This is a genomic window from Pseudomonas sp. GW823-FHT06B06 (assembly GCF_058795195.1).
This window is the reverse complement of record NZ_JBXAHO010000038.1, coordinates 31960-54434: the sequence shown is the minus strand read 5'-3', so window position 1 is coordinate 54434 and position 22475 is coordinate 31960. Positions and strand designations below refer to the sequence as shown.

The 22475-nt window shown below is 59.0% G+C and carries 21 protein-coding genes; 18 read left to right on the top strand and 3 right to left on the bottom strand.

The window, feature by feature from the left end:
* Positions 1 to 145 precede the first annotated feature (145 nt).
* From trxB to infA, 4 genes are all read left to right on the top strand, one after another.
* Positions 146 to 1105 carry a thioredoxin-disulfide reductase gene (gene trxB / locus AC1Q8Q_RS26090; protein ID WP_020799525.1) on the top strand — a complete coding sequence of 320 codons (960 nt, stop codon included), beginning with the start codon at positions 146 to 148 and terminating at the stop codon, positions 1103 to 1105.
* Between the two features lie 62 nt (positions 1106 to 1167).
* Complete coding sequence (gene aat / locus AC1Q8Q_RS26085) at positions 1168 to 1848, top strand: leucyl/phenylalanyl-tRNA--protein transferase (RefSeq protein WP_020799526.1); 681 nt, start codon at positions 1168 to 1170, stop codon at positions 1846 to 1848.
* Between the two features lie 54 nt (positions 1849 to 1902).
* On the top strand, positions 1903 to 2610 hold the full coding sequence (locus AC1Q8Q_RS26080; protein WP_020799527.1) for an arginyltransferase: 708 nt from the start codon (positions 1903 to 1905) through the stop codon (positions 2608 to 2610).
* Positions 2611 to 2721: 111 nt separating this feature from the next.
* On the top strand, positions 2722 to 2940 hold the full coding sequence (infA, locus tag AC1Q8Q_RS26075) for a translation initiation factor IF-1 (RefSeq protein ID WP_002553999.1): 219 nt from the start codon (positions 2722 to 2724) through the stop codon (positions 2938 to 2940).
* Between the two features lie 223 nt (positions 2941 to 3163).
* On the opposite strand, the gene clpA is transcribed toward infA, so the two are convergent.
* Together clpA and clpS are read right to left on the bottom strand one after the other, a co-directional pair.
* Positions 3164 to 5434, bottom strand: a complete 2271-nt coding sequence (clpA, locus tag AC1Q8Q_RS26070; protein ID WP_020799528.1) for an ATP-dependent Clp protease ATP-binding subunit ClpA — start codon at positions 5432 to 5434, stop codon at positions 3164 to 3166.
* 30 nt (positions 5435 to 5464) lie between these two features.
* Positions 5465 to 5848, bottom strand: a complete 384-nt coding sequence (gene clpS, locus AC1Q8Q_RS26065; protein ID WP_020799529.1) for an ATP-dependent Clp protease adapter ClpS — start codon at positions 5846 to 5848, stop codon at positions 5465 to 5467.
* Positions 5849 to 6072: 224 nt separating this feature from the next.
* Here clpS and cspD point away from each other — a divergent pair, with 224 nt between their 5' ends.
* The gene (gene cspD, locus AC1Q8Q_RS26060) at positions 6073 to 6339 is read left to right on the top strand and encodes a cold shock domain-containing protein CspD (protein WP_020799530.1); all 267 of its coding nucleotides are present in this window, start codon (positions 6073 to 6075) and stop codon (positions 6337 to 6339) included.
* Between the two features lie 80 nt (positions 6340 to 6419).
* Here cspD and icd read toward each other — a convergent pair whose 3' ends face one another.
* The gene (gene icd, locus AC1Q8Q_RS26055; RefSeq protein ID WP_007951441.1) at positions 6420 to 7676 is read right to left on the bottom strand and encodes an NADP-dependent isocitrate dehydrogenase; all 1257 of its coding nucleotides are present in this window, start codon (positions 7674 to 7676) and stop codon (positions 6420 to 6422) included.
* On the opposite strand from icd, the gene AC1Q8Q_RS26050 reads away from it, so the two are divergent.
* The 13 genes from AC1Q8Q_RS26050 to nuoC all read left to right on the top strand — a co-directional run bounded on the left by AC1Q8Q_RS26050 (position 7675) and on the right by nuoC (position 22474).
* Entirely contained in the window at positions 7675 to 7842 is a 168-nt protein-coding gene (locus AC1Q8Q_RS26050; protein ID WP_020799531.1) for a hypothetical protein, read from the top strand. The two genes, icd and AC1Q8Q_RS26050, sit on opposite strands and share 2 nt — an antisense overlap.
* Positions 7843 to 8170: 328 nt before the next feature.
* A complete protein-coding gene (locus AC1Q8Q_RS26045) occupies positions 8171 to 10396 on the top strand; it encodes an NADP-dependent isocitrate dehydrogenase (protein ID WP_020799532.1) in 2226 nt (741 codons plus the stop codon).
* A 208-nt stretch (positions 10397 to 10604) separates the two neighbouring features.
* Positions 10605 to 11051 (top strand): NUDIX hydrolase, encoded by a 447-nt coding sequence (locus tag AC1Q8Q_RS26040; RefSeq protein ID WP_020799534.1) that lies wholly within the window; start codon positions 10605 to 10607, stop codon positions 11049 to 11051.
* Positions 11052 to 11110: 59 nt separating this feature from the next.
* Entirely contained in the window at positions 11111 to 12256 is a 1146-nt protein-coding gene (gene mnmA, locus AC1Q8Q_RS26035) for a tRNA 2-thiouridine(34) synthase MnmA (protein WP_020799535.1), read from the top strand.
* Positions 12253 to 12876, top strand: coding sequence for a high frequency lysogenization protein HflD (gene hflD / locus AC1Q8Q_RS26030; RefSeq protein WP_020799536.1), 624 nt, complete (start codon positions 12253 to 12255; stop codon positions 12874 to 12876). The genes mnmA and hflD overlap by 4 nt, the downstream gene beginning before the upstream one ends.
* A gap of 124 nt (positions 12877 to 13000) precedes the next feature.
* Complete coding sequence (gene purB / locus AC1Q8Q_RS26025; RefSeq protein ID WP_492615703.1) at positions 13001 to 14371, top strand: adenylosuccinate lyase; 1371 nt, start codon at positions 13001 to 13003, stop codon at positions 14369 to 14371.
* 86 nt (positions 14372 to 14457) lie between these two features.
* On the top strand, positions 14458 to 15627 hold the full coding sequence (locus tag AC1Q8Q_RS26020) for a ribosomal protein uL16 3-hydroxylase (protein ID WP_179054553.1): 1170 nt from the start codon (positions 14458 to 14460) through the stop codon (positions 15625 to 15627).
* Complete coding sequence (locus AC1Q8Q_RS26015; RefSeq protein WP_033042527.1) at positions 15620 to 16045, top strand: GNAT family N-acetyltransferase; 426 nt, start codon at positions 15620 to 15622, stop codon at positions 16043 to 16045. The genes AC1Q8Q_RS26020 and AC1Q8Q_RS26015 overlap by 8 nt, the downstream gene beginning before the upstream one ends.
* Positions 16046 to 16396: 351 nt before the next feature.
* On the top strand, positions 16397 to 17173 hold the full coding sequence (locus AC1Q8Q_RS26010; protein WP_033044677.1) for a secretin N-terminal domain-containing protein: 777 nt from the start codon (positions 16397 to 16399) through the stop codon (positions 17171 to 17173).
* Positions 17174 to 17631: 458 nt separating this feature from the next.
* Complete coding sequence (aceA, locus tag AC1Q8Q_RS26005) at positions 17632 to 18957, top strand: isocitrate lyase (RefSeq protein WP_020799541.1); 1326 nt, start codon at positions 17632 to 17634, stop codon at positions 18955 to 18957.
* 560 nt (positions 18958 to 19517) lie between these two features.
* Positions 19518 to 19931 (top strand): NADH-quinone oxidoreductase subunit A, encoded by a 414-nt coding sequence (locus tag AC1Q8Q_RS26000; RefSeq protein ID WP_003223812.1) that lies wholly within the window; start codon positions 19518 to 19520, stop codon positions 19929 to 19931.
* Positions 19932 to 19941: 10 nt separating this feature from the next.
* On the top strand, positions 19942 to 20616 hold the full coding sequence (locus AC1Q8Q_RS25995) for a NuoB/complex I 20 kDa subunit family protein (protein WP_008061991.1): 675 nt from the start codon (positions 19942 to 19944) through the stop codon (positions 20614 to 20616).
* Positions 20617 to 20689: 73 nt separating this feature from the next.
* Positions 20690 to 22474, top strand: coding sequence for an NADH-quinone oxidoreductase subunit C/D (gene nuoC / locus AC1Q8Q_RS25990; RefSeq protein ID WP_020799542.1), 1785 nt, complete (start codon positions 20690 to 20692; stop codon positions 22472 to 22474).
* Position 22475 lies beyond the last annotated feature (1 nt).

The following is a 22475-nucleotide window of genomic DNA, read 5'->3' as shown; positions in this document are numbered from 1 at the left end:
CACTGTTATAGCCAGGCATTGTACGGGTTTGTACGTCCGATGCCATGCTGGCAACTCTTGGGTGTAGCATAGTCAACAGCACATTACGTGCGACTCAATTTGAGCACGCATTCTCTTTTGTGACAAAGGCTTATGAGGTGTTTTTATGAGCGTAGCGAAGCATTCCCGCCTGATCATCCTGGGATCCGGCCCCGCGGGTTACAGCGCAGCCGTGTATGCCGCTCGCGCCAACCTCAAGCCCGTTGTGATTACCGGCATACAGGCAGGTGGCCAGCTCACTACCACCGTGGAAGTCGATAACTGGCCAGGCGATGTCGAAGGCCTGACTGGCCCGGTCTTGATGGAGCGCATGCAAAAACACGCCGAGCGCTTTGCCACCGAGATCGTTTACGACCACATCCATACCGCCAAGTTGCAGCAGCGCCCCTTCGAACTTATCGGTGACAGCGGCACTTATACCTGCGACGCACTGATTATCGCCACGGGAGCCTCGGCCCAGTATCTGGGCTTGCCTTCGGAAGAGACATTTGCCGGCAAAGGGGTTTCAGCCTGCGCCACCTGCGACGGCTTCTTCTATCGCAACCAGGTGGTCGCGGTGGTGGGCGGCGGTAATACCGCCGTTGAAGAAGCGCTTTATCTGTCGAACATTGCCCGGGAAGTCCATCTGATTCACCGTCGCGACAAGTTGCGCTCGGAAAAAATTCTTCAGGACAAACTCTTTGAAAAAGCCGCCAAGGGCAATATTCGCCTGCACTGGAACCAGAATCTGGACGAAGTGCTGGGCGACGCCAGCGGCGTGACCGGTGCGCGCCTGCGCGACAGTCATACCGGCGCAATCACTGAGCTGCCCCTGACCGGCGTGTTCATCGCCATCGGCCACAAGCCCAATACCGACCTGTTCGCCGGCCAGCTGGAAATGCGTGACGGCTATCTGCTGGTCAACGGTGGCAGCGAAGGCAATGCGACGGCAACCGCCATCGAAGGGGTGTTTGCCGCGGGTGACGTCGCCGATCACGTCTATCGCCAGGCCGTCACCTCTGCGGGCGCCGGCTGCATGGCCGCCCTGGACGCAGAAAAATACCTCGACGACATTCCCACTGTTTGACGGCAAACTTCACGGCGGGCTTACGCCCGCCATCGCCCTCCCCTTCTGTAAGCCCTGATGCCATGCTGACCTGGTTACAACGCAACACCCTGACGTTCCCGGCCCTGGAAAAGGCCATGCGCGATCCCAATGGATTGCTGGCGGCCGGTGGCGACCTGTCCGCCGATCGACTGATCCAGGCCTACCGCCATGGCTGCTTCCCCTGGTTTTCCGAAGGCCAGCCGATCCTCTGGTGGTCGCCGGACCCTCGCACCGTGCTGTTTCCCGATGAACTGCACGTGTCCCGCAGCCTGAACAAACTGCTGCGCCAACAACGCTACCAAGTGACCTTCGACCAGGATTTTGCCGCGGTCATACGCGCCTGCGCCGCCCCCCGGGAATATGCGGACGGCACCTGGATCACCGAAGCCATGCAGGACGCCTACATCGAACTGCACAAACGCGGCCATGCGCACTCGGTGGAGGTCTGGGACCAGGATCAACTGGTGGGCGGGCTATATGGACTGGCGATGGGCCAGCTGTTTTTCGGCGAATCCATGTTCAGCCTGGCCGACAACGCGTCGAAATTTGGCTTTGCCACACTGGTACGACATCTGAAAGACTCGGGTTTCGTGCTCATCGATTGCCAGATGCCCACCGATCATTTGCATAGCCTGGGTGCGCGAGCGATTCCGCGCCGGGTGTTTGCCGATTACCTGGCGCGGCATCTGGATCAGCCCAATCGTGCAACCTGGGTTTGCTGAGCGACTTTGGCCCGCGTGGCTTACACTTATCCAAAAGCTTTCCGAGGGTTGATCATGACCGAGTTGGCGCGTTTGAAGTTTTATGCCACTCAACCCCACTCCTGCAGCTATCTGCCCGAGGAGCAGGCCACCACCCTGTTTCTCGACCCTAGCCAGCCCATGGATGTGCACGTGTATGCAGATCTTTCCGAGATGGGTTTTCGGCGCAGTGGCGACCACCTGTATCGCCCCCATTGCCAGAATTGCAATGCGTGCGTACCGGCACGCATTCCGGTAGGGCAATTCACGCCCAATCGTCAGCAAAAACGCATTTTCAAACGCAACGCCGACTTGCAGGTCCGCCCCGCCAAGCCAGGTTTCAGCGAAGAATATTTCGATCTTTATCAGCGCTACATTGAAGAACGCCATGCCGATGGCGACATGTACCCGCCCAGCCGCGATCAGTTCTCGACCTTTCTGGTTCGCGACCTGCCTTTTTCGCGGTTCTACGAATTTCGCCTCCAGGGTCGTCTACTGGCCATCGCCGTCACCGACCTTCTGCCGAACGGTCTGTCGGCGGTCTACACCTTCTATGAGCCCGGCGAAGAGCGCCGCAGCCTGGGGCGCTACGCGATACTGTGGCAAATCGCCGAAGCCCGGCGCCTGGGGCTGGACGCAGTTTACCTGGGCTACTGGATCAAGAACTGCAAAAAAATGAGCTACAAGACCCAGTATCGCCCCATCGAACTGCTGATAAACCAGCGCTGGGTCGTTCTGAACTAGAGCAAGCCCTAAACCCCTTGGCTTAAACACCATTTTTCGGGCACAATGCACGCCGCTTTTGCCTGGCGCAGTTGCACCGGGCCATTCATTGGACACCGAGGGCTTTACTGCATGTCGAAAGAAGACAGCTTCGAAATGGAAGGCACTGTCGTCGACACCCTGCCCAACACCATGTTTCGTGTGGAGTTGGAAAATGGGCACGTCGTAACCGCGCATATCTCCGGCAAGATGCGCAAGAACTACATTCGTATTCTTACCGGTGACAAAGTGCGCGTCGAGCTGACGCCCTATGACTTGAGCAAAGGGCGCATCACTTACCGCGCTCGCTAATCAGGTCAATACAAGACGCCCGGCTTATGCCGGGCGTTTTTGTTTGCCTGGGATGCTGATCGTTCCCACGCTCTGCGTGGGAATTCCTCAACGGACGCTCCGCGTTCGGCTTTTGATTTGGGACGCGGAGCGTCCCGGGCTGCATTCCCACGCAGAGCGTGATCATCATCAGCAGACAGCAAAAAGGCGCCTCTCGGCGCCTTTTTGTTTTTGCTTCTGAACGTCAGGCCATTTCGGCCGTGGTCTCGAAGTCGAAGGTCAGCTCGCCGTCCTTCAGATCGATATGAACCACGCCACCATGGTCGGCCAGTTCGCCAAACAGAATCTCTTCCGCCAGCGGACGCTTGATCTTGTCCTGGATCAAACGCGCCATCGGGCGAGCACCCATTGCCGTGTCGTAGCCGCTTGCCGCCAGCCAGCCTCGTGCAGCGTCGGTCACTTCCAGCTGTACGCGCTTGTCTTCCAGCTGCGCCTGAAGTTCGGTAAGGAACTTGTCCACCACGCTCTTGATAACCTCATGACTGAGGCGACCAAACTGGATGATGGTGTCCAGGCGGTTGCGGAACTCTGGCGTGAAGCTCTTCTTGATCACTTCCATCGCATCGGACGAGTGGTCCTGATGGGTGAAACCGATCGAAGCGCGGGCTGCAGTTTCGGCACCGGCGTTGGTCGTCATGATGACGATCACGTTACGGAAATCCGCCTTGCGCCCGTTGTTATCGGTCAGCGTTCCGTGATCCATGACCTGCAGCAGCAGGTTGAAGACTTCCGGATGCGCCTTCTCGATTTCATCGAGCAACAACACGCAATGGGGTTGCTTGGTGATGGCTTCGGTCAGCAGACCGCCCTGATCGAACCCGACATAGCCTGGAGGTGCACCGATCAGGCGCGATACGGTGTGGCGCTCCATGTACTCGGACATGTCGAAACGAATCAGTTCGACCCCCAGCGCCTTGGCCAACTGCCGTGCCGCTTCGGTTTTACCGACACCGGTAGGCCCTGCGAACAGGAACGAACCGACGGGTTTGTCAGGCGACTTGAGGCCGGCACGGGACAGCTTGATCGCGGTCGCCAGCGAATCGATCGCCGCATCCTGGCCAAACACCGTCAGCTTCAGGTCACGCTCAAGGTTACGCAGCAGCTCTTTATCGGAACTGGTGACGTGTTTTGGTGGAATCCGCGCGATTTTCGCGACGATGTCCTCGACTTGAGGCACTTCGATGCGTTTCACCCGTTTTTCCACCGGCTGCAGGCGCTGGAAGGCACCCGCCTCGTCGATGACGTCGATGGCCTTGTCCGGCATGTGCCGGTCATTGATGTAGCGCGAAGCCAGTTCGGCAGCGGCGCGCAGGGCCTCATCACTGTATTCGATATTGTGATGGGTCTCGAAACGCCCTTTCAGGCCGCGCAGGATACCGATGGTGTCTTCCACCGAAGGCTCCGACACGTCAACCTTCTGGAAGCGCCGAGCCAGTGCACGATCCTTCTCGAAGATGCCGCGGAATTCCTGGAACGTGGTCGAACCGATGCACCGGATATCACCGGACGACAGCAGCGGCTTGAGCAGGTTCGAGGCATCCATGACGCCACCGGACGCAGCACCCGCACCGATGATGGTGTGGATTTCGTCGATGAACAGAATCGCCTGCGGACGTTTTTTCAGCTCATTGAGCAACGCCTTGAAGCGCTTCTCGAAATCGCCGCGGTATTTGGTCCCGGCCAGCAATGCGCCCAGGTCCAGGGAGTAAACTACGCTGTTGGCCAACAGGTCCGGCACCTGGTTGTCGACAATGCGCTTGGCCAGGCCTTCGGCAATCGCGGTCTTACCCACGCCTGCCTCGCCCACCAGCAACGGATTGTTCTTGCGACGACGCGCCAGGATCTGGGCGACGCGCTCGACTTCCAGCTCACGGCCTACCAATGGATCGATTCGACCCTGGCGCGCGAGTTCATTAAGGTTGCTGGCATAAGCATCCAGTGGATTGCCTGAAGATGAAGACTCACCGCCCTCGTCGTCCTGCATATCTTGCTCACCCTCAGAGTGATCGCCATGCCCTGGCACCTTGGAGATACCGTGGGCGATGTAGTTGACGACATCGATACGGGCAACGCTCTGCTGTTTCAGCAGGAACACTGCCTGACTCTCTTGCTCACTGAAGATCGCGACCAGCACGTTGGCGCCAGTCACTTCGCGTTTGCCCGAGCTCTGTACGTGAAACACAGCACGTTGCAGTACACGCTGGAAGCCCAGGGTTGGCTGGGTTTCACGATCCTCGTCATGCACGGGGATCAATGGCGTGGTGGAGTCGATGAACTCCTGCAGGTCATGCTTGAGTTTGTCGAGGTTCGCGCCGCACGCACGCAAAACGGTGGCGGCAGCCTCATTGTCCAATAGGGCCAGCAGGAGATGTTCGACGGTCATGAATTCATGACGCTTCGAACGAGCCTCCTTGAAGGCAAGATTGAGGGTGACTTCGAGCTCGCGGTTTAACATAGCTTCACCTCATACCCAAGTGGTCGGCGATTAACCGTCCTTCTCGATTTCACAGAGTAGCGGATGCTGGCTTTCCCTGGCGTACTGGTTGACCTGCATGGCCTTTGTCTCGGCGATGTCGCGGGTAAACACTCCACATACTGCCCGCCCTTCTGTATGGACGGCCAGCATGACCTTGGTCGCCAGCTCGCGATTCAGGTTAAAAAACACCTCGAGCACTTCGACGACGAAATCCATCGGTGTGTAGTCATCATTAAACAAAACCACCTTGTACATCGGCGGCGCCTGTAACGCAGGCTTGGCCTCCTGAACAGCAATGCCTGCGGAATCGTCGTCGTGTTCCTCCGGGCGATCTTTCTGGAGAGTCGGGCGATCCTGATTGAATGTTAGTCGAATCTGGCTGATTGCATGCATGGAAAGAAAGGTTCGTCAGTTGTGCAAATACAGTGGTGGGGGCGGTCTTGGGCGATTTCAACTCCGACTGCCTGGTCACCTTGACTATCGGCAAAACGGTGTTACAACCAATAGAGCCCACAGTGGGTAAAAAAGGTCCGCGGAGTCAACTTTTTTCCTAAAAAGTGACTGCGGATGTACTGGATGATACTCCAGTGATGGAGTCTGTTGCAGAGGGAGTTGGTATGTCAGGTGTCAAGGTCAGCGGCAAGGTGAAATGGTTCAACAACGCCAAGGGTTACGGCTTCATCAACGAGGACGGCAAGACAGAAGACTTGTTCGCTCACTACTCGGCTATCCAAATGGATGGTTATAAAACCCTGAAGGCCGGCCAGGCTGTCGTATTCGAAATCATCCAGGGACCCAAAGGTCTGCATGCCGTGAACATCGGCAACCCTGTAGATGCTTCGAAAACCTCAACCCCTGCCACGCAACAGACCGTGACGGTTTAACGCCGCACCGTCATCCAGTCATAAAAAACCGCCCGACTCAATCAATTGAATCGGGCGGTTTTTGTATGCCTGTCGTTTGCTTACATGTGCTTGATCAGCGCTTCACCGAACCCGGAAGACGAAACCAGCGTCGCACCTTCCATCAGGCGCTCGAAGTCATAGGTCACGGTCTTGGCCTTGATCGCACCGTTGGTGCCCTTGATGATCAGGTCCGCCGCCTCGGTCCAGCCCAGGTGACGCAGCATCATTTCGGCCGAAAGGATCACCGAACCCGGGTTGACCTGGTCCTTGCCGGCATATTTCGGCGCGGTACCGTGGGTGGCTTCGAACATGGCCACGGTATCGGACAGGTTCGCGCCTGGCGCGATACCGATACCGCCCACTTCCGCCGCCAGGGCGTCGGAGAGGTAGTCACCGTTGAGGTTCAGCGTGGCAATCACATCGTATTCGGCTGGACGCAGCAGGATCTGCTGGAGCATGGCGTCGGCAATGGCGTCCTTGACCACGACTTCGCGGCCGGTTTTCGGGTTCTTGAATTTCATCCACGGGCCGCCATCGAGCAGCTCGGCGCCGAATTCTTCCTTCGCCACCTCATAGCCCCAGTCCTTGAAGGCGCCTTCGGTGAATTTCATGATGTTGCCCTTGTGCACGATGGTCAGCGACTTGCGGTCGTTGTCCACCACGTACTGCAGGGCCTTGCGCACCAGGCGCTTGGTGCCTTCCTTGGACACCGGCTTGATGCCGATGCCGCAGTCCTGGTCGAAACGGATCTTGGTGACGCCCATTTCTTCTTTCAGGAACTTGATGACCTTGGTGGCTTCGGGCGAGCCGGCCTTCCACTCGATACCGGCGTAGATGTCTTCGGAGTTCTCGCGGAAGATCACCATGTCGACGTCGCCAGGTTTTTTCACCGGGCTTGGCACACCTTCGAACCACACCACTGGCCGCAGGCACACATACAGGTCCAGCTGCTGGCGCAGGGCAACGTTGAGGGAGCGGATACCCCCACCGACCGGCGTGGTCAGCGGGCCCTTGATGGAAACGACGTAGTCTTTCACGGCGTCCAGGGTTTCCTGGGGCAGCCAGGTGTCCTGGTCGTAGACCTGTGTAGCCTTTTCGCCAGCATAGACTTCCATCCAGGAAATCTTGCGCTTGCCCCCGTAGGCCTTTTCCACGGCAGCATCGACAACCTTGATCATGACGGGGCTGACGTCAACGCCAATGCCGTCGCCTTCAATGAACGGGATGATCGGATTATCAGGAACATTGAGAGAATGGTCTGCATTGACGGTGATTTTGTCGCCGACGGCTGGAACCTGAATCTTCTTGTAACCCATGCTGAACTCCATTGATTGGATTGAACATCTGGCTTGGTTCGAGCGTAACCCAGTTAAATCGGCGCGCAAACCCTATGTTCCATTCATCTGCCGCAAAGCCGCTCAACGCGCGACCTACAAGCCTGAAAGCAAAGGGAAAAACGCCAATCTCAAGCACGAAGAATGACCATACGCCCTGCTCGTCCCTGCGACCTTTAGACCAATGGACGACAACAGATGTGTATGAACCATCGGCAGATTGCCAGCTACCTATGTATAATGCGGCCGCTGACTAAAGGGTCACATCAGGCTGAACAGCTCTACGACGAGTGTTTGCGCCCGATGAGACGGCCTGCTACCGCAGCCCGCCTGCTTGACGCCCTACTGATGCACCCAACATCACAGCAACGAAATCTCGATATTCGGCTCATGGATGACTTTGAACGAACGCGCTTACCCGGCGCCCCTCGAGTTTCTGCGCACGCTTTAGCAAAGAAGAGAGAGTTAATCCGAATATGCCCACCCGCTCGAAGATCATCTATACCTTCACCGACGAAGCTCCCGCCCTCGCCACCTATTCACTGTTGCCTATCGTAGAGGCGTTCACCGCCTCGGCTGATATCGCCGTTGAAACCCGCGATATCTCTCTTGCAGGGCGCATCCTGGCCAGCTTCCCCGAGCAATTGGGCGACAAAGCCGTAGCCGACCACCTTGCCGAACTGGGCGCGCTGGCCGTTACGCCTGAAGCCAACATCATCAAGCTGCCGAACATCAGCGCCTCGGTTCCGCAACTGCAAGCCGCGATCAAGGAGCTGCAAGCCCAGGGCTACGCCCTGCCGGACTATCCGGAAACCGTGACCTGCGACGCCGACAAAGAAGCCAAGGCGCGCTACGACAAGGTCAAGGGCAGCGCCGTGAACCCGGTTCTGCGCGAAGGCAACTCCGACCGCCGCGCTCCACTGTCGGTGAAGAACTACGCACGCAAGCACCCGCACAAAATGGGCGCCTGGGCCGCAGACTCCAAGTCCCACGTCGCGCACATGAGCAGCGGTGATTTCTACGGTAGCGAAAAAGCTGCCCTGATCGACGCCCCTGGCGCGGTCAAGATCGAACTGATCGCTCAAGACGGCACCACCACCGTCCTGAAAGAAAAAACCAGCGTCCAGGCTGGCGAGATCCTCGACTGCGCCGTGATGAGCAAAAACGCCCTGCGCGCTTTCATCGCCGCTGAAATCGAAAGCGCCAAGGCACAAGGCGTGCTGCTGTCGGTTCACCTCAAAGCCACCATGATGAAGGTCTCCGACCCGATCATGTTCGGCCAGATCGTTGCCGAGTTCTACAAAGACGCCCTGGCCAAGCACGCTGACGTGCTGGCGCAGATCGGCTTCAACCTGAACAACGGCATCGGCGACCTGTACTCGCGCATCAAGGCCTTGCCTGCCGAGCAGCAAGCCGCCATCGAAGCGGACATCCAGGCGGTCTACGCCGTTCGTCCGTCGTTGGCCATGGTCAACTCCGACAAAGGCATCACCAACCTGCACGTGCCGAGCGACGTCATCGTCGACGCCTCGATGCCAGCCATGATCCGTGACTCCGGCAAGATGTGGGGCACCGACGGCCAGCTGCACGACACCAAGGCGGTGATCCCGGATCGCTGCTACGCCACCATCTACCAGGCAGTGATTGAAGACTGCAAGGCCAATGGCGCGTTCGATCCAACCACCATGGGCAGCGTGCCGAACGTTGGCCTGATGGCGAAAAAAGCCGAAGAGTACGGCTCGCACGACAAGACTTTCCAGATCAAGACCAACGGCGTTGTCCGCGTGACCGACACCAATGGCACCCTGCTGCTGGAACAGTCGGTTGAAGCCGGCGACATCTTCCGCATGTGCCAGACCAAAGACGCGCCGATCCAGGACTGGGTCAAGCTGGCCGTCAACCGTGCCCGCGCAAGCAGCACGCCAGCGATCTTCTGGCTGGACCCGATGCGCGCCCACGACGGCGTGGTGATCGAGAAAGTCCAGGCTTACCTGAAGGATCACGACACTGCCGGCCTGGACATCCAGATCATGGCACCTGTCGACGCGATGAAGTTCACCCTGCAACGCACTCGCGCAGGCAAAGACACCATCTCGGTAACCGGCAACGTATTGCGCGACTACCTGACGGACCTGTTCCCGATCATGGAACTGGGCACCAGCGCCAAGATGCTGTCGATCGTTCCGCTGATGAATGGCGGCGGCCTGTTCGAAACCGGCGCCGGCGGTTCGGCTCCGAAGCACGTGCAACAACTGCTGGAAGAAAACTTCCTGCGCTGGGATTCCCTGGGCGAGTTCCTGGCCCTGGCCGCTTCCCTTGAGCACCTGGGCGTGACCTACAACAACCCCAAGGCGCTGGTTCTGGCCAAGACCCTGGATCAGGCCACTGGCCAGTTCCTGGACAACAACAAGTCGCCATCGCGCAAAGTCGGCAACATCGACAACCGCGGCAGCCACTTCTACCTGGCGCTGTACTGGGCTCAAGCCCTGGCCGCCCAGACCGAAGACACTGCACTGCAAGCGCAGTTTGCGACCCTGGCCAAGACCCTGACCGAGAACGAAGCAACCATCGTTGCCGAGCTCAACGCCGTACAGGGCAAGCCAGTGGACATCGGCGGTTACTACCACGCCGATGCCGAGCTGATCAGCAAGGCCATGCGCCCGAGCGCAACCTTCAACGCAGCGGTTGCAGCGTTGGTTTAAGGTTGTAAGGGAACATCACAAACCCCGGCCATGCGCCGGGGTTTGTGTTTTCAGCCATCACACAAATTTATCTGTCGAAACCGGACCCTGTGGGAGCGAGCCTGCTCGCGAAAGCGGTTTATCATTCAACATCAATGCTGGCTGACCCACAGCCTTCGCGAGCAGGCTCGCTCCCACAGGAACAGCATTTCAACATCAAGGGAAATTCATGGACTGGCAACCCCACATCACCGTCGCCACCATCGTCGAAGACAACGACCGCTTCCTGATGGTCGAAGAACTCAAGCACGGACGCGTGGTGCTCAACCAACCCGCCGGCCACCTGGACCCGAACGAAACCCTGACCGAGGCCGCCGTGCGCGAAACCCTCGAGGAAACCGGCTGGGACGTCGAACCCACCGGTGTACTGGGAATCTATCTCTATACCGCCCCGAGCAACGGCGTGACCTACCAGCGGGTCTGCTTCATCGCCAAACCGCTGAAACATCACCCCGAGTATCAACTGGATGAGGGCATCGTCGGTGCCAAGTGGTTGACCCGCGAGGAATTAATCGGCCGGCGCGACAACTGGCGCAGCGAGCTGATCATGCGTTGCATCGACGATTATCTGGACGGCAAACACTTCGGCCTCGAATTGATCCGCCCTTCTCTTTAGCCTTGCGGGCTGGAGCCTGTTAGAATCGCGTCCTTTTTCAAGACACTCATTGAATCCCTATGCGTGATCCAGCCCCTTCTGACACACAAAAGAAGCGCGTCATTGTCGGCATGTCCGGCGGCGTGGACTCTTCCGTTTCCGCCCTCCTGCTGATCGAGCAGGGCTATGAGGTGGAAGGCCTGTTCATGAAGAACTGGGAAGAAGACGACGGAACCGAATACTGCACCGCCATGGACGACCTGGCGGACGCCCAGGCCGTGTGCGACAAGATTGGCATCAAGCTGCACACCGCCAACTTCGCCGCCGAGTACTGGGACAACGTGTTCGAGCACTTCCTGGCCGAATACAAGGCCGGTCGTACGCCAAACCCGGACATCCTGTGCAACCGCGAGATCAAGTTCAAGGCGTTCCTCGACTACGCCATGATGCTCGGCGCCGACCTGATCGCCACCGGTCACTACGTGCGCCGCCGCGACATCGACGGCCGCACCGAACTGCTCAAGGGCCTGGACCCGAACAAGGACCAGAGCTACTTCCTGCACGCCGTTGGCGGCGAGCAGATCGCCAAGACCCTGTTCCCGGTCGGCGAACTGGAAAAACCCCAGGTTCGCGCAATTGCCGAGAAATACGAGCTGGCGACCGCGAAAAAGAAGGATTCCACCGGGATCTGCTTTATCGGCGAACGCCGCTTCAGCGACTTCCTCAAGCAATACCTGCCGGCACAACCGGGCGAGATCAAGACCACCGAAGGTGAAGTCATCGGCCGCCACCATGGCTTGATGTACCACACCATCGGCCAACGCCAGGGCCTGGGCATCGGCGGGCTGAAAGACGCCAGCGACGAGCCGTGGTACGTGCTGATCAAGGACCTGGAACACAACGAGCTGATCGTTGGCCAGGGAAACGATCACCCGTGGCTGTTCTCCCGCGCCCTGCTCGCTTCGGATATCTATTGGGTCAACCCGATCGACCTGAGCCAGCCGCGCAGGCTGACCGCCAAGGTTCGTTATCGCCAGGGCGACCAGCCCTGCACCCTGGAGAAAACCGCTACCGGCTATCGCGCGACCTTCGATGACCCGCAACGCGCGGTGACTCCAGGCCAATCCGTGGTGTTCTACGACGGCGAGATCTGCCTTGGCGGCGGTGTGATCGAAGTTGCAGAACCCTGGACAAGCAAGAGCACCAGTAAAGGCCAGGCCCAATGAGTCCCACCCAGGAGCAACTGACGGCGCTGGGCGGCGTATTCCTCGCCGCGGTGCTGGTGGACAAGATCGCCAAGACCGGCCAGACCAACGAGGCCGGCCTGACCTGCATGCTCGGCAGCCTGCTGATTCGCGACCCCAAGGACACACTGGAAGTCTATGGCGGCGACGATATCAACCTGCGTGAAGGCTATCGCGCATTGATCGGCGCCCTCGAACGCGACCCGAGTGCCCTGCAACGCGAACCGCTGCGCTATGCCCTGGCCATGCTGGGCCTGGAGCGTCAACTGGCCAAGCGCGAAGACATGCTGGAGATCATCGGCAAGCGCCTGCCGCAGATCCAGTCCCAGGTCGAGCACTTCGGTCCGGCCCACGAAAACGTGATCGCCGCATGTGGCGCACTGTATCAGGACACCCTGAGCACCCTGCGCCAACGCATCCAGGTGCACGGTGACATGCGCAACCTGCAGCAACCGAGCAACGCCTCGAAAATTCGCGCCCTGCTGCTGGCCGGTATCCGCTCGGCACGCCTATGGCGACAATTGGGCGGTCATCGCTGGCAGCTGGTGATTAGCCGCAAAAAATTGCTCAAAGAGCTTTACCCATTGATGCGTAACGAATAACCCGCATCGACAGCACCGAACTTAGCAATACGCGTAATACGCCGGTCAGTTGGCGACGGACCGGCGGATTTTTTCATGTATGATACGCGCCCCATTTCGTTGCCCGACTGTCCGAGAACACCCCATGCAGCTCTCTTCGCTCACTGCGGTTTCCCCTGTTGACGGCCGCTACGCCGGCAAAACCCAGGCCCTGCGCCCAATTTTCAGCGAGTACGGCCTGATCCGTGCCCGCGTCCTGGTTGAAGTGCGCTGGCTCCAGCGCCTGGCCGCTCACCCTGCCATCAGCGAAGTGCCGGCGTTCTCCGCCGAAGCCAACGCGGTATTGAACACCCTGGCGGAAAACTTCTCCCTGGAGCACGCCGAGCGTGTCAAAGAGATCGAGCGCACCACCAACCACGACGTAAAAGCCATCGAATACCTGCTCAAGGAGCAGGCCGCCAAGCTGCCGGAATTGGCCGCTGTCAGCGAGTTCATCCACTTCGCCTGCACCAGCGAGGACATCAACAACCTGTCCCACGCCCTGATGCTACGCGAAGGCCGTGATGACGTGATGCTGCCGTTGATGCGCCAGACCGCCGAAGCCATCCGCGAACTGGCCATCCGCTTCGCCGAGGTGCCGATGCTGTCGCGCACCCACGGCCAACCGGCGTCGCCAACCACCCTGGGCAAAGAACTGGCAAACGTGGTTTACCGCCTGGAGCGCCAGATCGCCCAGGTCGCTGCCGTTCCGCTGCTGGGCAAGATCAACGGCGCTGTCGGCAACTACAACGCTCACCTGTCGGCCTACCCTGAGATCGACTGGGAAGCCAATGCCCGCGCCTTCATCGAAGACGAGCTGGGCCTGGGCTTCAACCCGTACACCACGCAGATCGAACCGCACGACTACATCGCCGAGCTGTTCGACGCAATCGCGCGCTTCAACACCATCCTGATCGACTTCGACCGTGATATCTGGGGCTACATCTCCCTGGGTTATTTCAAGCAGCGCACCATCGCTGGCGAAATCGGCTCGTCGACCATGCCGCACAAGGTCAACCCGATCGACTTCGAAAACTCCGAAGGCAACCTGGGTATCGCCAACGCACTGTTCCAGCACCTGGCGAGCAAACTGCCAATCTCCCGCTGGCAGCGCGACCTGACTGACTCCACCGTACTACGCAACCTCGGTGTCGGCTTCGCCCACAGCGTGATCGCATACGAAGCCAGCCTCAAGGGCATCAGCAAGCTGGAGCTCAACGAGCAGAAGATTGCCGCTGACCTGGACGCTTGCTGGGAAGTGTTGGCCGAGCCAATCCAGACCGTCATGCGTCGCTACAACATCGAAAACCCGTACGAAAAGCTGAAAGAATTGACCCGCGGCAAGGGCATCAGCCCTGAGGCGCTGCAAACTTTCATCGACGGCCTGGACATGCCAGCCGCCGCCAAGGCCGAGCTGAAACTGCTCACCCCGGCGAACTACATCGGCAACGCTGTAGCGCAAGCCAAACGCATCTGATCGACCGCTGGACCCTTTTAAGACGCCCGGCCGCGCCGGGCGTTTTTATTCCCGTATGAAAAGTGCTTTTTTTCAATAGGTTACACATGAATCCTGACATTCCTCTTCAACTTCTGGGCGGCATCACGGCACGCGAGTTCCTGCGCGACTACTGGCAGAAAAAACCGCTGTTGATCCGTCAGGCGATTCCTGATTTCGAAAGCCCGATCGATGCCGACGAACTGGCCGGCCTGGCGCTGGAAGAAGAAGTCGAATCGCGCCTGATCATCGAGAACGGCGAGCGCCCATGGGAATTGCGTCGCGGCCCCTTTGCCGAAGACGAGTTCAGCAAGTTGCCGGAGCGCGACTGGACCCTGCTGGTGCAGGCCGTCGACCAGTTCGTGCCGGAAGTCAGCGAACTGCTGGAAAACTTCCGCTTCCTGCCGAGCTGGCGCATCGATGACGTGATGATCAGCTTCGCCGCCCCCGGTGGCAGCGTCGGCCCGCACTTCGACAACTACGACGTGTTCCTGCTGCAAGGCCACGGCAAGCGCAACTGGAAAATCGGCCAGATGTGCAACACCGAAAGCCCGCTGCTGCAACACGCGGACCTGCGCATCCTCGCCGACTTCGAGGCCACCGATGAATGGGTGCTGGAACCGGGCGACATGCTCTACCTGCCGCCACGCCTGGCCCACTGTGGCGTGGCTGTCGATGACTGCCTGACCTATTCCGTAGGTTTCCGCGCACCGAGCGCCGCTGAAGTGCTGACCCACTTCACCGACTTCCTCAGCCAGTTCCTGTCGGACGAAGAGCGCTACACCGACGCCGACGCCGTGCCGGCGGTCGATCCGCACCAGATCCAGCATGACGCCCTCGACCGCCTGAAAAGCCTGCTGGCCGAACACATGAGCGACGAGCGCCTGCTGCTGACCTGGTTCGGCCAGTTCATGACCGAACCCCGCTACCCGGAACTGGTGGTCGGCCCTGAAGACCTCGAGGAAGAAGACGTTCTCGGCGCGCTGGAGCAAGGCGCCGTACTGATCCGCAACCCTAGTGCGCGCCTGGCGTGGTCGGAAGTCGATGACGACCTGTTGCTGTTTGCCAGCGGCCAGAGCCGCTACCTGCCGGGCAAACTGCGCGAACTGCTGAAGATGATCTGCGCCGCCGACGCGCTGCACGTCGACAACCTGGGTGACTGGTTGACCGACGAAGATGGCCGCGGCCTGCTGTGCGAACTGGTCAAGCAAGGAAGCCTGGGGTTTGCCGATGAATAAGATTCACGTACGTGTCGCAGACTGGCAAAAGGACAACGCCGAGATCCGGCGCATTCGTGAAGCGGTGTTCGTCGCCGAGCAATCCGTACCACCCGAGCTGGAATGGGATGCCGACGATGTCACGGCCGTGCACTTTCTTGCCCTCGAAGGCGACTTTCCGGTCGGCACCGCCCGCCTGCTGCCTGACGGTCACGTCGGCCGGGTGTCGGTACTCAAGGACTGGCGCGGCCTGAAGGTCGGCGATGCGCTGATGCATGCGGTGATCGACGAAGCCGAAGAGCGCGGGCTGAAGCAGCAAATGCTCAGCGCCCAGGTGCAGGCCACGGCGTTCTACGAGCGCCTGGGCTTTCACATGGTCAGCGAGGAGTTCCTGGAAGCAGGGATTCCGCATGTGGACATGGTTCGTCACTCGGGCTGATACCGAGTCGCGGCCTTCGCGAGCAGGCTCGCTCCCACAAGGATCGCGCAAGACCTGTGGGAGCGGGCTTGCCCGCGATGGGGCCTTGAAGCCCACCACAAAACGCCCTGGCATCATACGATGCCGGGGCGTTTTGCTGTCTACGATTCAACTTGCCCCCTCCCAGGCCGACAAACCGGTAATACCAACACGCTGTAGGAGCGAGCATGCTCGCGATGGACTTGAGAACGCCGCGGGGTGTCAGGCTTCACGCTTCATCGTTCACGACCATCGCGAGCATGCTCGCTCCTACACACCCCGGGCCGACAAACTGGCACTATCTACACTTTGAAGCTGGCGGAGATAACGGATATGTCCCTACGCACCCTGCTCACCACACTGCTGGTGACCTGCAGTTTTTCACTCATGGCCGCCACCGAAATCGTGCCGCTGAACTACCACAGCAGTGCCGACATGTTGCCGGTAGCACAGGATTTCATCGGCAAGGATGGCCAAGTCAGCGCTTACGGCAATCAACTCATCGTCAAAGCCGATCAGCGCAAAATCGACGAACTTAAGACTTTATTAAGCCAACTCGATACGGCACCCAAACGCTTGCTGATCACAGTCGATACGAACGAAAACAACTTTCAGGGCGATCAGGGCTACTCGGTGAACGGCGCCAAGCCGGGCCAGACCCGAATCATCAGCCATAGCACCGCCAGTCGCGAGGGTGGCATCCAGCAAATCCAGGCCACCGACGGCATGCCGGCGCTGATCCAGGTCGGCCAGAGCGTGCCATTGACCAGCACCCAGGTCGATTCCTACGGCGACCTGCGCAGCCAGACCGAATACCGCAACGTCACCCAGGGCTTTTACGTCACCGCCAACGTCACCGGCGAGATCGTTCACCTTTCGATCAGTACCAACCGTGACCGCATGAGCCAGGAACGTCCCGATGTAGTGAATGTGCAAAGCACCGACACAACCGTCACCGGCCGCCTGGGGGAATGGATCCTGCTGGCCGGCGTGAATCGCCAGACACAGGCCGACAAACAGGGTATGGCCCGCAGCTACGGGACCCAGGGACGCGATGACATGACCCTGCGGGTGAAAGTCGATACTTTGGACCAAGACACCAAAAACTGACTGGCAGGTCGTATTAGACCAAAGATGTAGTGCCTGAAAAAAAGCACTACAAAACGTTTGACGAGTCAAAAAAGCAAAGGCATGATGGCCTCGCTCCCGCTAATCAGGGGCCCTGGCAAGGGCCTTCGAGGCGATGTTCGCACCTACCCCGCGAACCGCTTCGTGTCTGTACCGCCCACAAGGTGTGTTTGACGAGGTTGCCGACTGGAACGAAGTTGTCCCGAGGGACGGAAGCGTAATTAGGTAATCCGGCACCACACTGATGTTCGTACCAAGGCCCACGACGCCCGAATGCGCCCGCAGTTCGCCTTTACCTGCTCACTTCCCCTCGAGCCATCGTTCATCCCGTCGCCACCCCCGCCGAACCCGACTTGACCACCTAAGCTTCTGGTCAGCGAGCGCAGGAATTTTCCACCGCAGAACAACTTTTCATAAAGACGCGACGAGGTTTATCTCCCATGGCACTGACACGCGAACAGCAAATTGCAGCCCTCGAAAAAGACTGGGCTGAAAACCCGCGCTGGAAAGGCGTGACACGCACTTACTCCGCTGCTGACGTCGTCCGCCTGCGTGGCTCGGTTCAACCTGAGCACACCTTTGCAAAAATGGGCGCCGAGAAGCTGTGGAACCTGGTTACCCAGGGTGCCAAGCCAGCCTTCCGTCCTGAGAAAGATTTCGTCAACTGCATGGGCGCCCTGACCGGCGGCCAGGCTGTACAACAAGTCAAAGCCGGTATCCAGGCGATCTACCTGTCGGGCTGGCAAGTGGCTGCGGACAACAACTCCGCCGAATCGATGTACCCTGACCAGTCGCTGTACCCGGTGGACTCGGTTCCAACCGTGGTCAAGCGCATCAACAACTCGTTCCGTCGTGCCGACCAGATCCAGTGGAAAGCCGGCAAGAACCCGGGCGACGAAGGCTACATCGACTACTTCGCGCCAATCGTGGCTGACGCCGAAGCCGGTTTCGGCGGCGTACTGAACGCTTACGAGCTGATGAAGAGCATGATCGAGGCAGGCGCCGCCGGCGTTCACTTCGAAGACCAGCTGGCTTCCGTGAAAAAATGCGGCCACATGGGCGGCAAGGTACTGGTTCCTACCCAGGAAGCGGTACAGAAGCTGACCGCTGCCCGTCTGGCAGCCGACGTTGCCGGTACTCCGACCATCATCCTGGCCCGTACCGACGCTAACGCCGCCGACCTGCTGACTTCCGACTGCGACCCGTACGACCAGCCGTTCGTAACTGGCGAACGTACCCAGGAAGGCTTCTACAAAGTGCGCGCCGGCCTGGACCAGGCAATCGCTCGCGGCCTGGCCTATGCACCGTACGCCGACCTGATCTGGTGCGAAACCGCCAAGCCAGACCTGGAAGAGGCTCGTCGCTTCGCTGAAGCGATCAAGAAGGAATACCCGGACCAACTGCTGTCGTACAACTGCTCGCCTTCCTTCAACTGGAAGAAAAACCTGGACGACGCGACCATCGCCAAGTTCCAGCGCGAACTGTCCGCCATGGGTTACAAGCACCAGTTCATCACCCTGGCCGGCATTCACAACATGTGGCACAGCATGTTCAACCTGGCGCACGACTACGCCCGCAACGACATGACTGCCTACGTGAAGCTGCAGGAGCAGGAATTCGCCGACGCCGCCAAGGGCTACACCTTCGTGGCTCACCAGCAGGAAGTGGGCACCGGTTACTTCGACGACATGACCACCGTGATCCAGGGTGGCTCGTCGTCGGTCACCGCTCTGACCGGTTCGACTGAAGAAGAACAGTTCCACTGATCTGCTTCGATTGAGACATCAGCCGCTGCGGGCCCTATAGAAAGCTAACCGCAGCGCTGCACACCTGACGCCCCGACTGGTTCGGGGCGTTTTTTTTTGCGCGCAGCACCACAAACCCCCGTAACCCTGTAGGAGCTGACGAGTGAAACGAGGCTGCGATCTTTTGATTTTGCCGATAAACAAGATCAAAAGATCGCAGCCTCGTTTCACTCGTCAGCTCCTACAGTTACGTGCATGTAAGGCAACTTCCCAACCATAAACCTGATAAACAGTTTAAAAACCCACTCAAACAATATTGATTATCATTTAGCCAAAACTATGTTCGTTACATTCCCTACAAAACATATTTCCAAAAATGCCGGCTAATGCCCGCAACGCAAGGGCTACGGCGCTTTTGCCGCTCGCTATGTCCTTATTCCTATAAATAATTTCGCTATAGGAATTTTACTTGCTGGGTGTTTAGCCATAAAATCAGCGGGATTGATTGCTGCGACATATCGTCACTGCGTTGTTACCTTTTCAAGCTCAGAGACCTTTGCTCTCTGTTAAGGATTACCAGCATGCCCGAAGCGACAGGACTCATGGCCCACAACTGGGGCTTTGCCATTTTCCTTCTAGGCGTCGTCGGCCTCTGTGCCTTCATGCTGGGCGTCTCCAGCCTCCTTGGGTCAAAAGCCTGGGGCCGCAGCAAAAACGAACCGTTCGAGTCCGGCATGCTACCTACAGGTGGCGCCCGCTTGCGGCTCTCAGCCAAATTCTATCTGGTCGCGATGCTGTTCGTGATCTTCGATATCGAAGCCCTCTTTCTCTTTGCATGGTCTGTGTCCGTCCGCGAAAGCGGCTGGACCGGATTCGTCGAAGCTCTCGTTTTCATAGCAATTCTGTTGGCAGGTCTTGTCTACCTATTCCGAGTGGGCGCCCTTGACTGGGCTCCGGAAGCTCGGCGCAAGCGGCAAGCGAAGCTGAAACAATGAGGCTTTGGCAATGCAATACAATCTCACCAGGATCGACCCCGATGCTCCTAACGAGCAGTATCCGATCGGCCAGCGGGAAACCGTTTCCGATCCGTTAGAAGATCAAGTCCACAAAAACATTTTCATGGGCAAGCTCGAAGACGTGCTTAACGGCACGATCAACTGGGGGCGCAAGAACTCCCTGTGGCCGTATAACTTCGGTCTTTCGTGCTGCTACGTGGAAATGACCACCGCCTTCACGGCGCCCCACGACATCGCGCGCTTCGGCGCCGAGGTTATCCGGGCATCGCCGCGCCAGGCGGATTTCATGGTTATCGCCGGTACCTGCTTCATCAAGATGGCGCCGATCATTCAGCGTCTCTACGAGCAAATGCTCGAACCTAAATGGGTCATCTCCATGGGTTCGTGCGCCAACTCCGGTGGCATGTACGACATCTACTCCGTCGTTCAAGGGGTGGACAAATTCCTGCCCGTGGACGTCTACGTGCCTGGCTGCCCGCCCCGCCCTGAAGCTTTCCTGCAAGGCTTGATGCTGCTGCAGGAGTCGATTGGACAGGAGCGTCGTCCGCTTTCCTGGGTCGTTGGCGATCAAGGCGTATATCGCGCCGAGATGCCTTCCGAAAAGGACAAGCGCCGCGAACAGCGAATCGCAGTCACCAACCTGCGCAGCCCCGACGAAGTCTGATCCAGCTCTGCTTCTTCAATAGAACGAGACACTGGCTTCATTCTTTACGTTGACCGAAAGCGATTAAATAACCATGACTACAGGCAGTGCTCTGTACATCCCGCCTTACAAGGCAGACGACCAGGATGTGGTCGTCGAACTGAACAACCGTTTTGGCCCGGAGGCGTTTACCGCCCAGCCTACCCGCACCGGCATGCCGGTGCTTTGGGTTGCCCGCGCCAAACTCGTCGAAGTCCTGACGTTCCTGCGCAACCTGCCCAAGCCGTACGTCATGCTCTATGACCTGCATGGCGTGGACGAGCGTCTGCGCACCAAGCGTCAAGGGCTGCCGAACGGCGTCGACTTCTCCGTGTTCTACCACCTGATGTCTATCGAACGTAATAGTGACGTCATGATCAAGGTCGCCTTGTCCGAGAGCGACCTCAGCCTGCCAACCGTCACCAGCATCTGGCCAAATGCCAACTGGTACGAGCGTGAAGTCTGGGACATGTACGGCATCGACTTCAAAGGTCACCCGCACCTGTCGCGCATCATGATGCCGCCGACCTGGGAAGGTCACCCGCTGCGCAAGGACTTCCCGGCCCGTGCCACCGAGTTCGACCCGTACAGCCTGACCCTGGCCAAGCAACAGCTCGAGGAAGAAGCCGCGCGCTTCAAGCCTGAAGACTGGGGCATGAAGCGTTCCGGCCCGAACGAGGACTACATGTTCCTCAACCTGGGTCCCAACCACCCTTCGGCGCACGGTGCGTTCCGCATCATCCTGCAGCTGGACGGTGAAGAGATCGTCGACTGCGTCCCGGACATCGGCTACCACCATCGTGGCGCCGAGAAGATGGCCGAGCGTCAGTCCTGGCACAGCTTCATCCCGTACACCGACCGTATCGACTACCTCGGCGGCGTGATGAACAACTTGCCGTACGTGCTCTCGGTCGAGAAGCTGGCCGGCATCAAGGTGCCTGAGAAGGTCGACGTCATCCGCATCATGATGGCCGAGTTCTTCCGGATCACCAGCCACCTGCTGTTCCTGGGTACCTACATCCAGGACGTTGGCGCCATGACCCCGGTGTTCTTCACCTTCACCGACCGCCAGAAGGCGTACACGGTGATCGAAGCCATCACCGGTTTCCGCCTGCACCCGGCCTGGTACCGCATCGGTGGCGTCGCCCACGACCTGCCGCGCGGCTGGGAAAAACTGGTCAAGGATTTCGTCGAGTGGATGCCCAAGCGCCTGGACGAATACCAGAAAGCCGCGCTGGACAACAGCATCCTGCGTGGCCGGACCATCGGCGTCGCCGACTACAACACCAAGCAAGCCCTGGAATGGGGCGTCACCGGTGCCGGCCTGCGTGCCACCGGTTGCGACTTCGACCTGCGTAAGGCGCGCCCGTACTCGGGCTACGAGAACTTCGAGTTCGAAGTGCCGCTGGCGGCCAATGGCGATGCCTACGATCGTTGCATCGTGCGCGTGGAAGAAATGCGCCAGAGCATCAAGATCATCGACCAGTGCCTGCGCAACATGCCGGAAGGCCCGTACAAGGCGGATCACCCGCTGACCACGCCGCCACCGAAAGAGCGCACGCTGCAGCACATCGAGACCTTGATCACGCACTTCCTGCAAGTTTCGTGGGGCCCGGTCATGCCGGCCAACGAATCCTTCCAGATGATCGAAGCGACCAAGGGCATCAACAGTTATTACCTGACGAGCGATGGCGGCACCATGAGCTACCGCACCCGGATTCGTACCCCAAGCTTCCCGCACCTGCAGCAGATCCCTTCGGTGATCAAAGGCAGCATGGTCGCGGACTTGATCGCGTACCTGGGTAGTATCGATTTCGTTATGGCCGACGTGGACCGCTAAG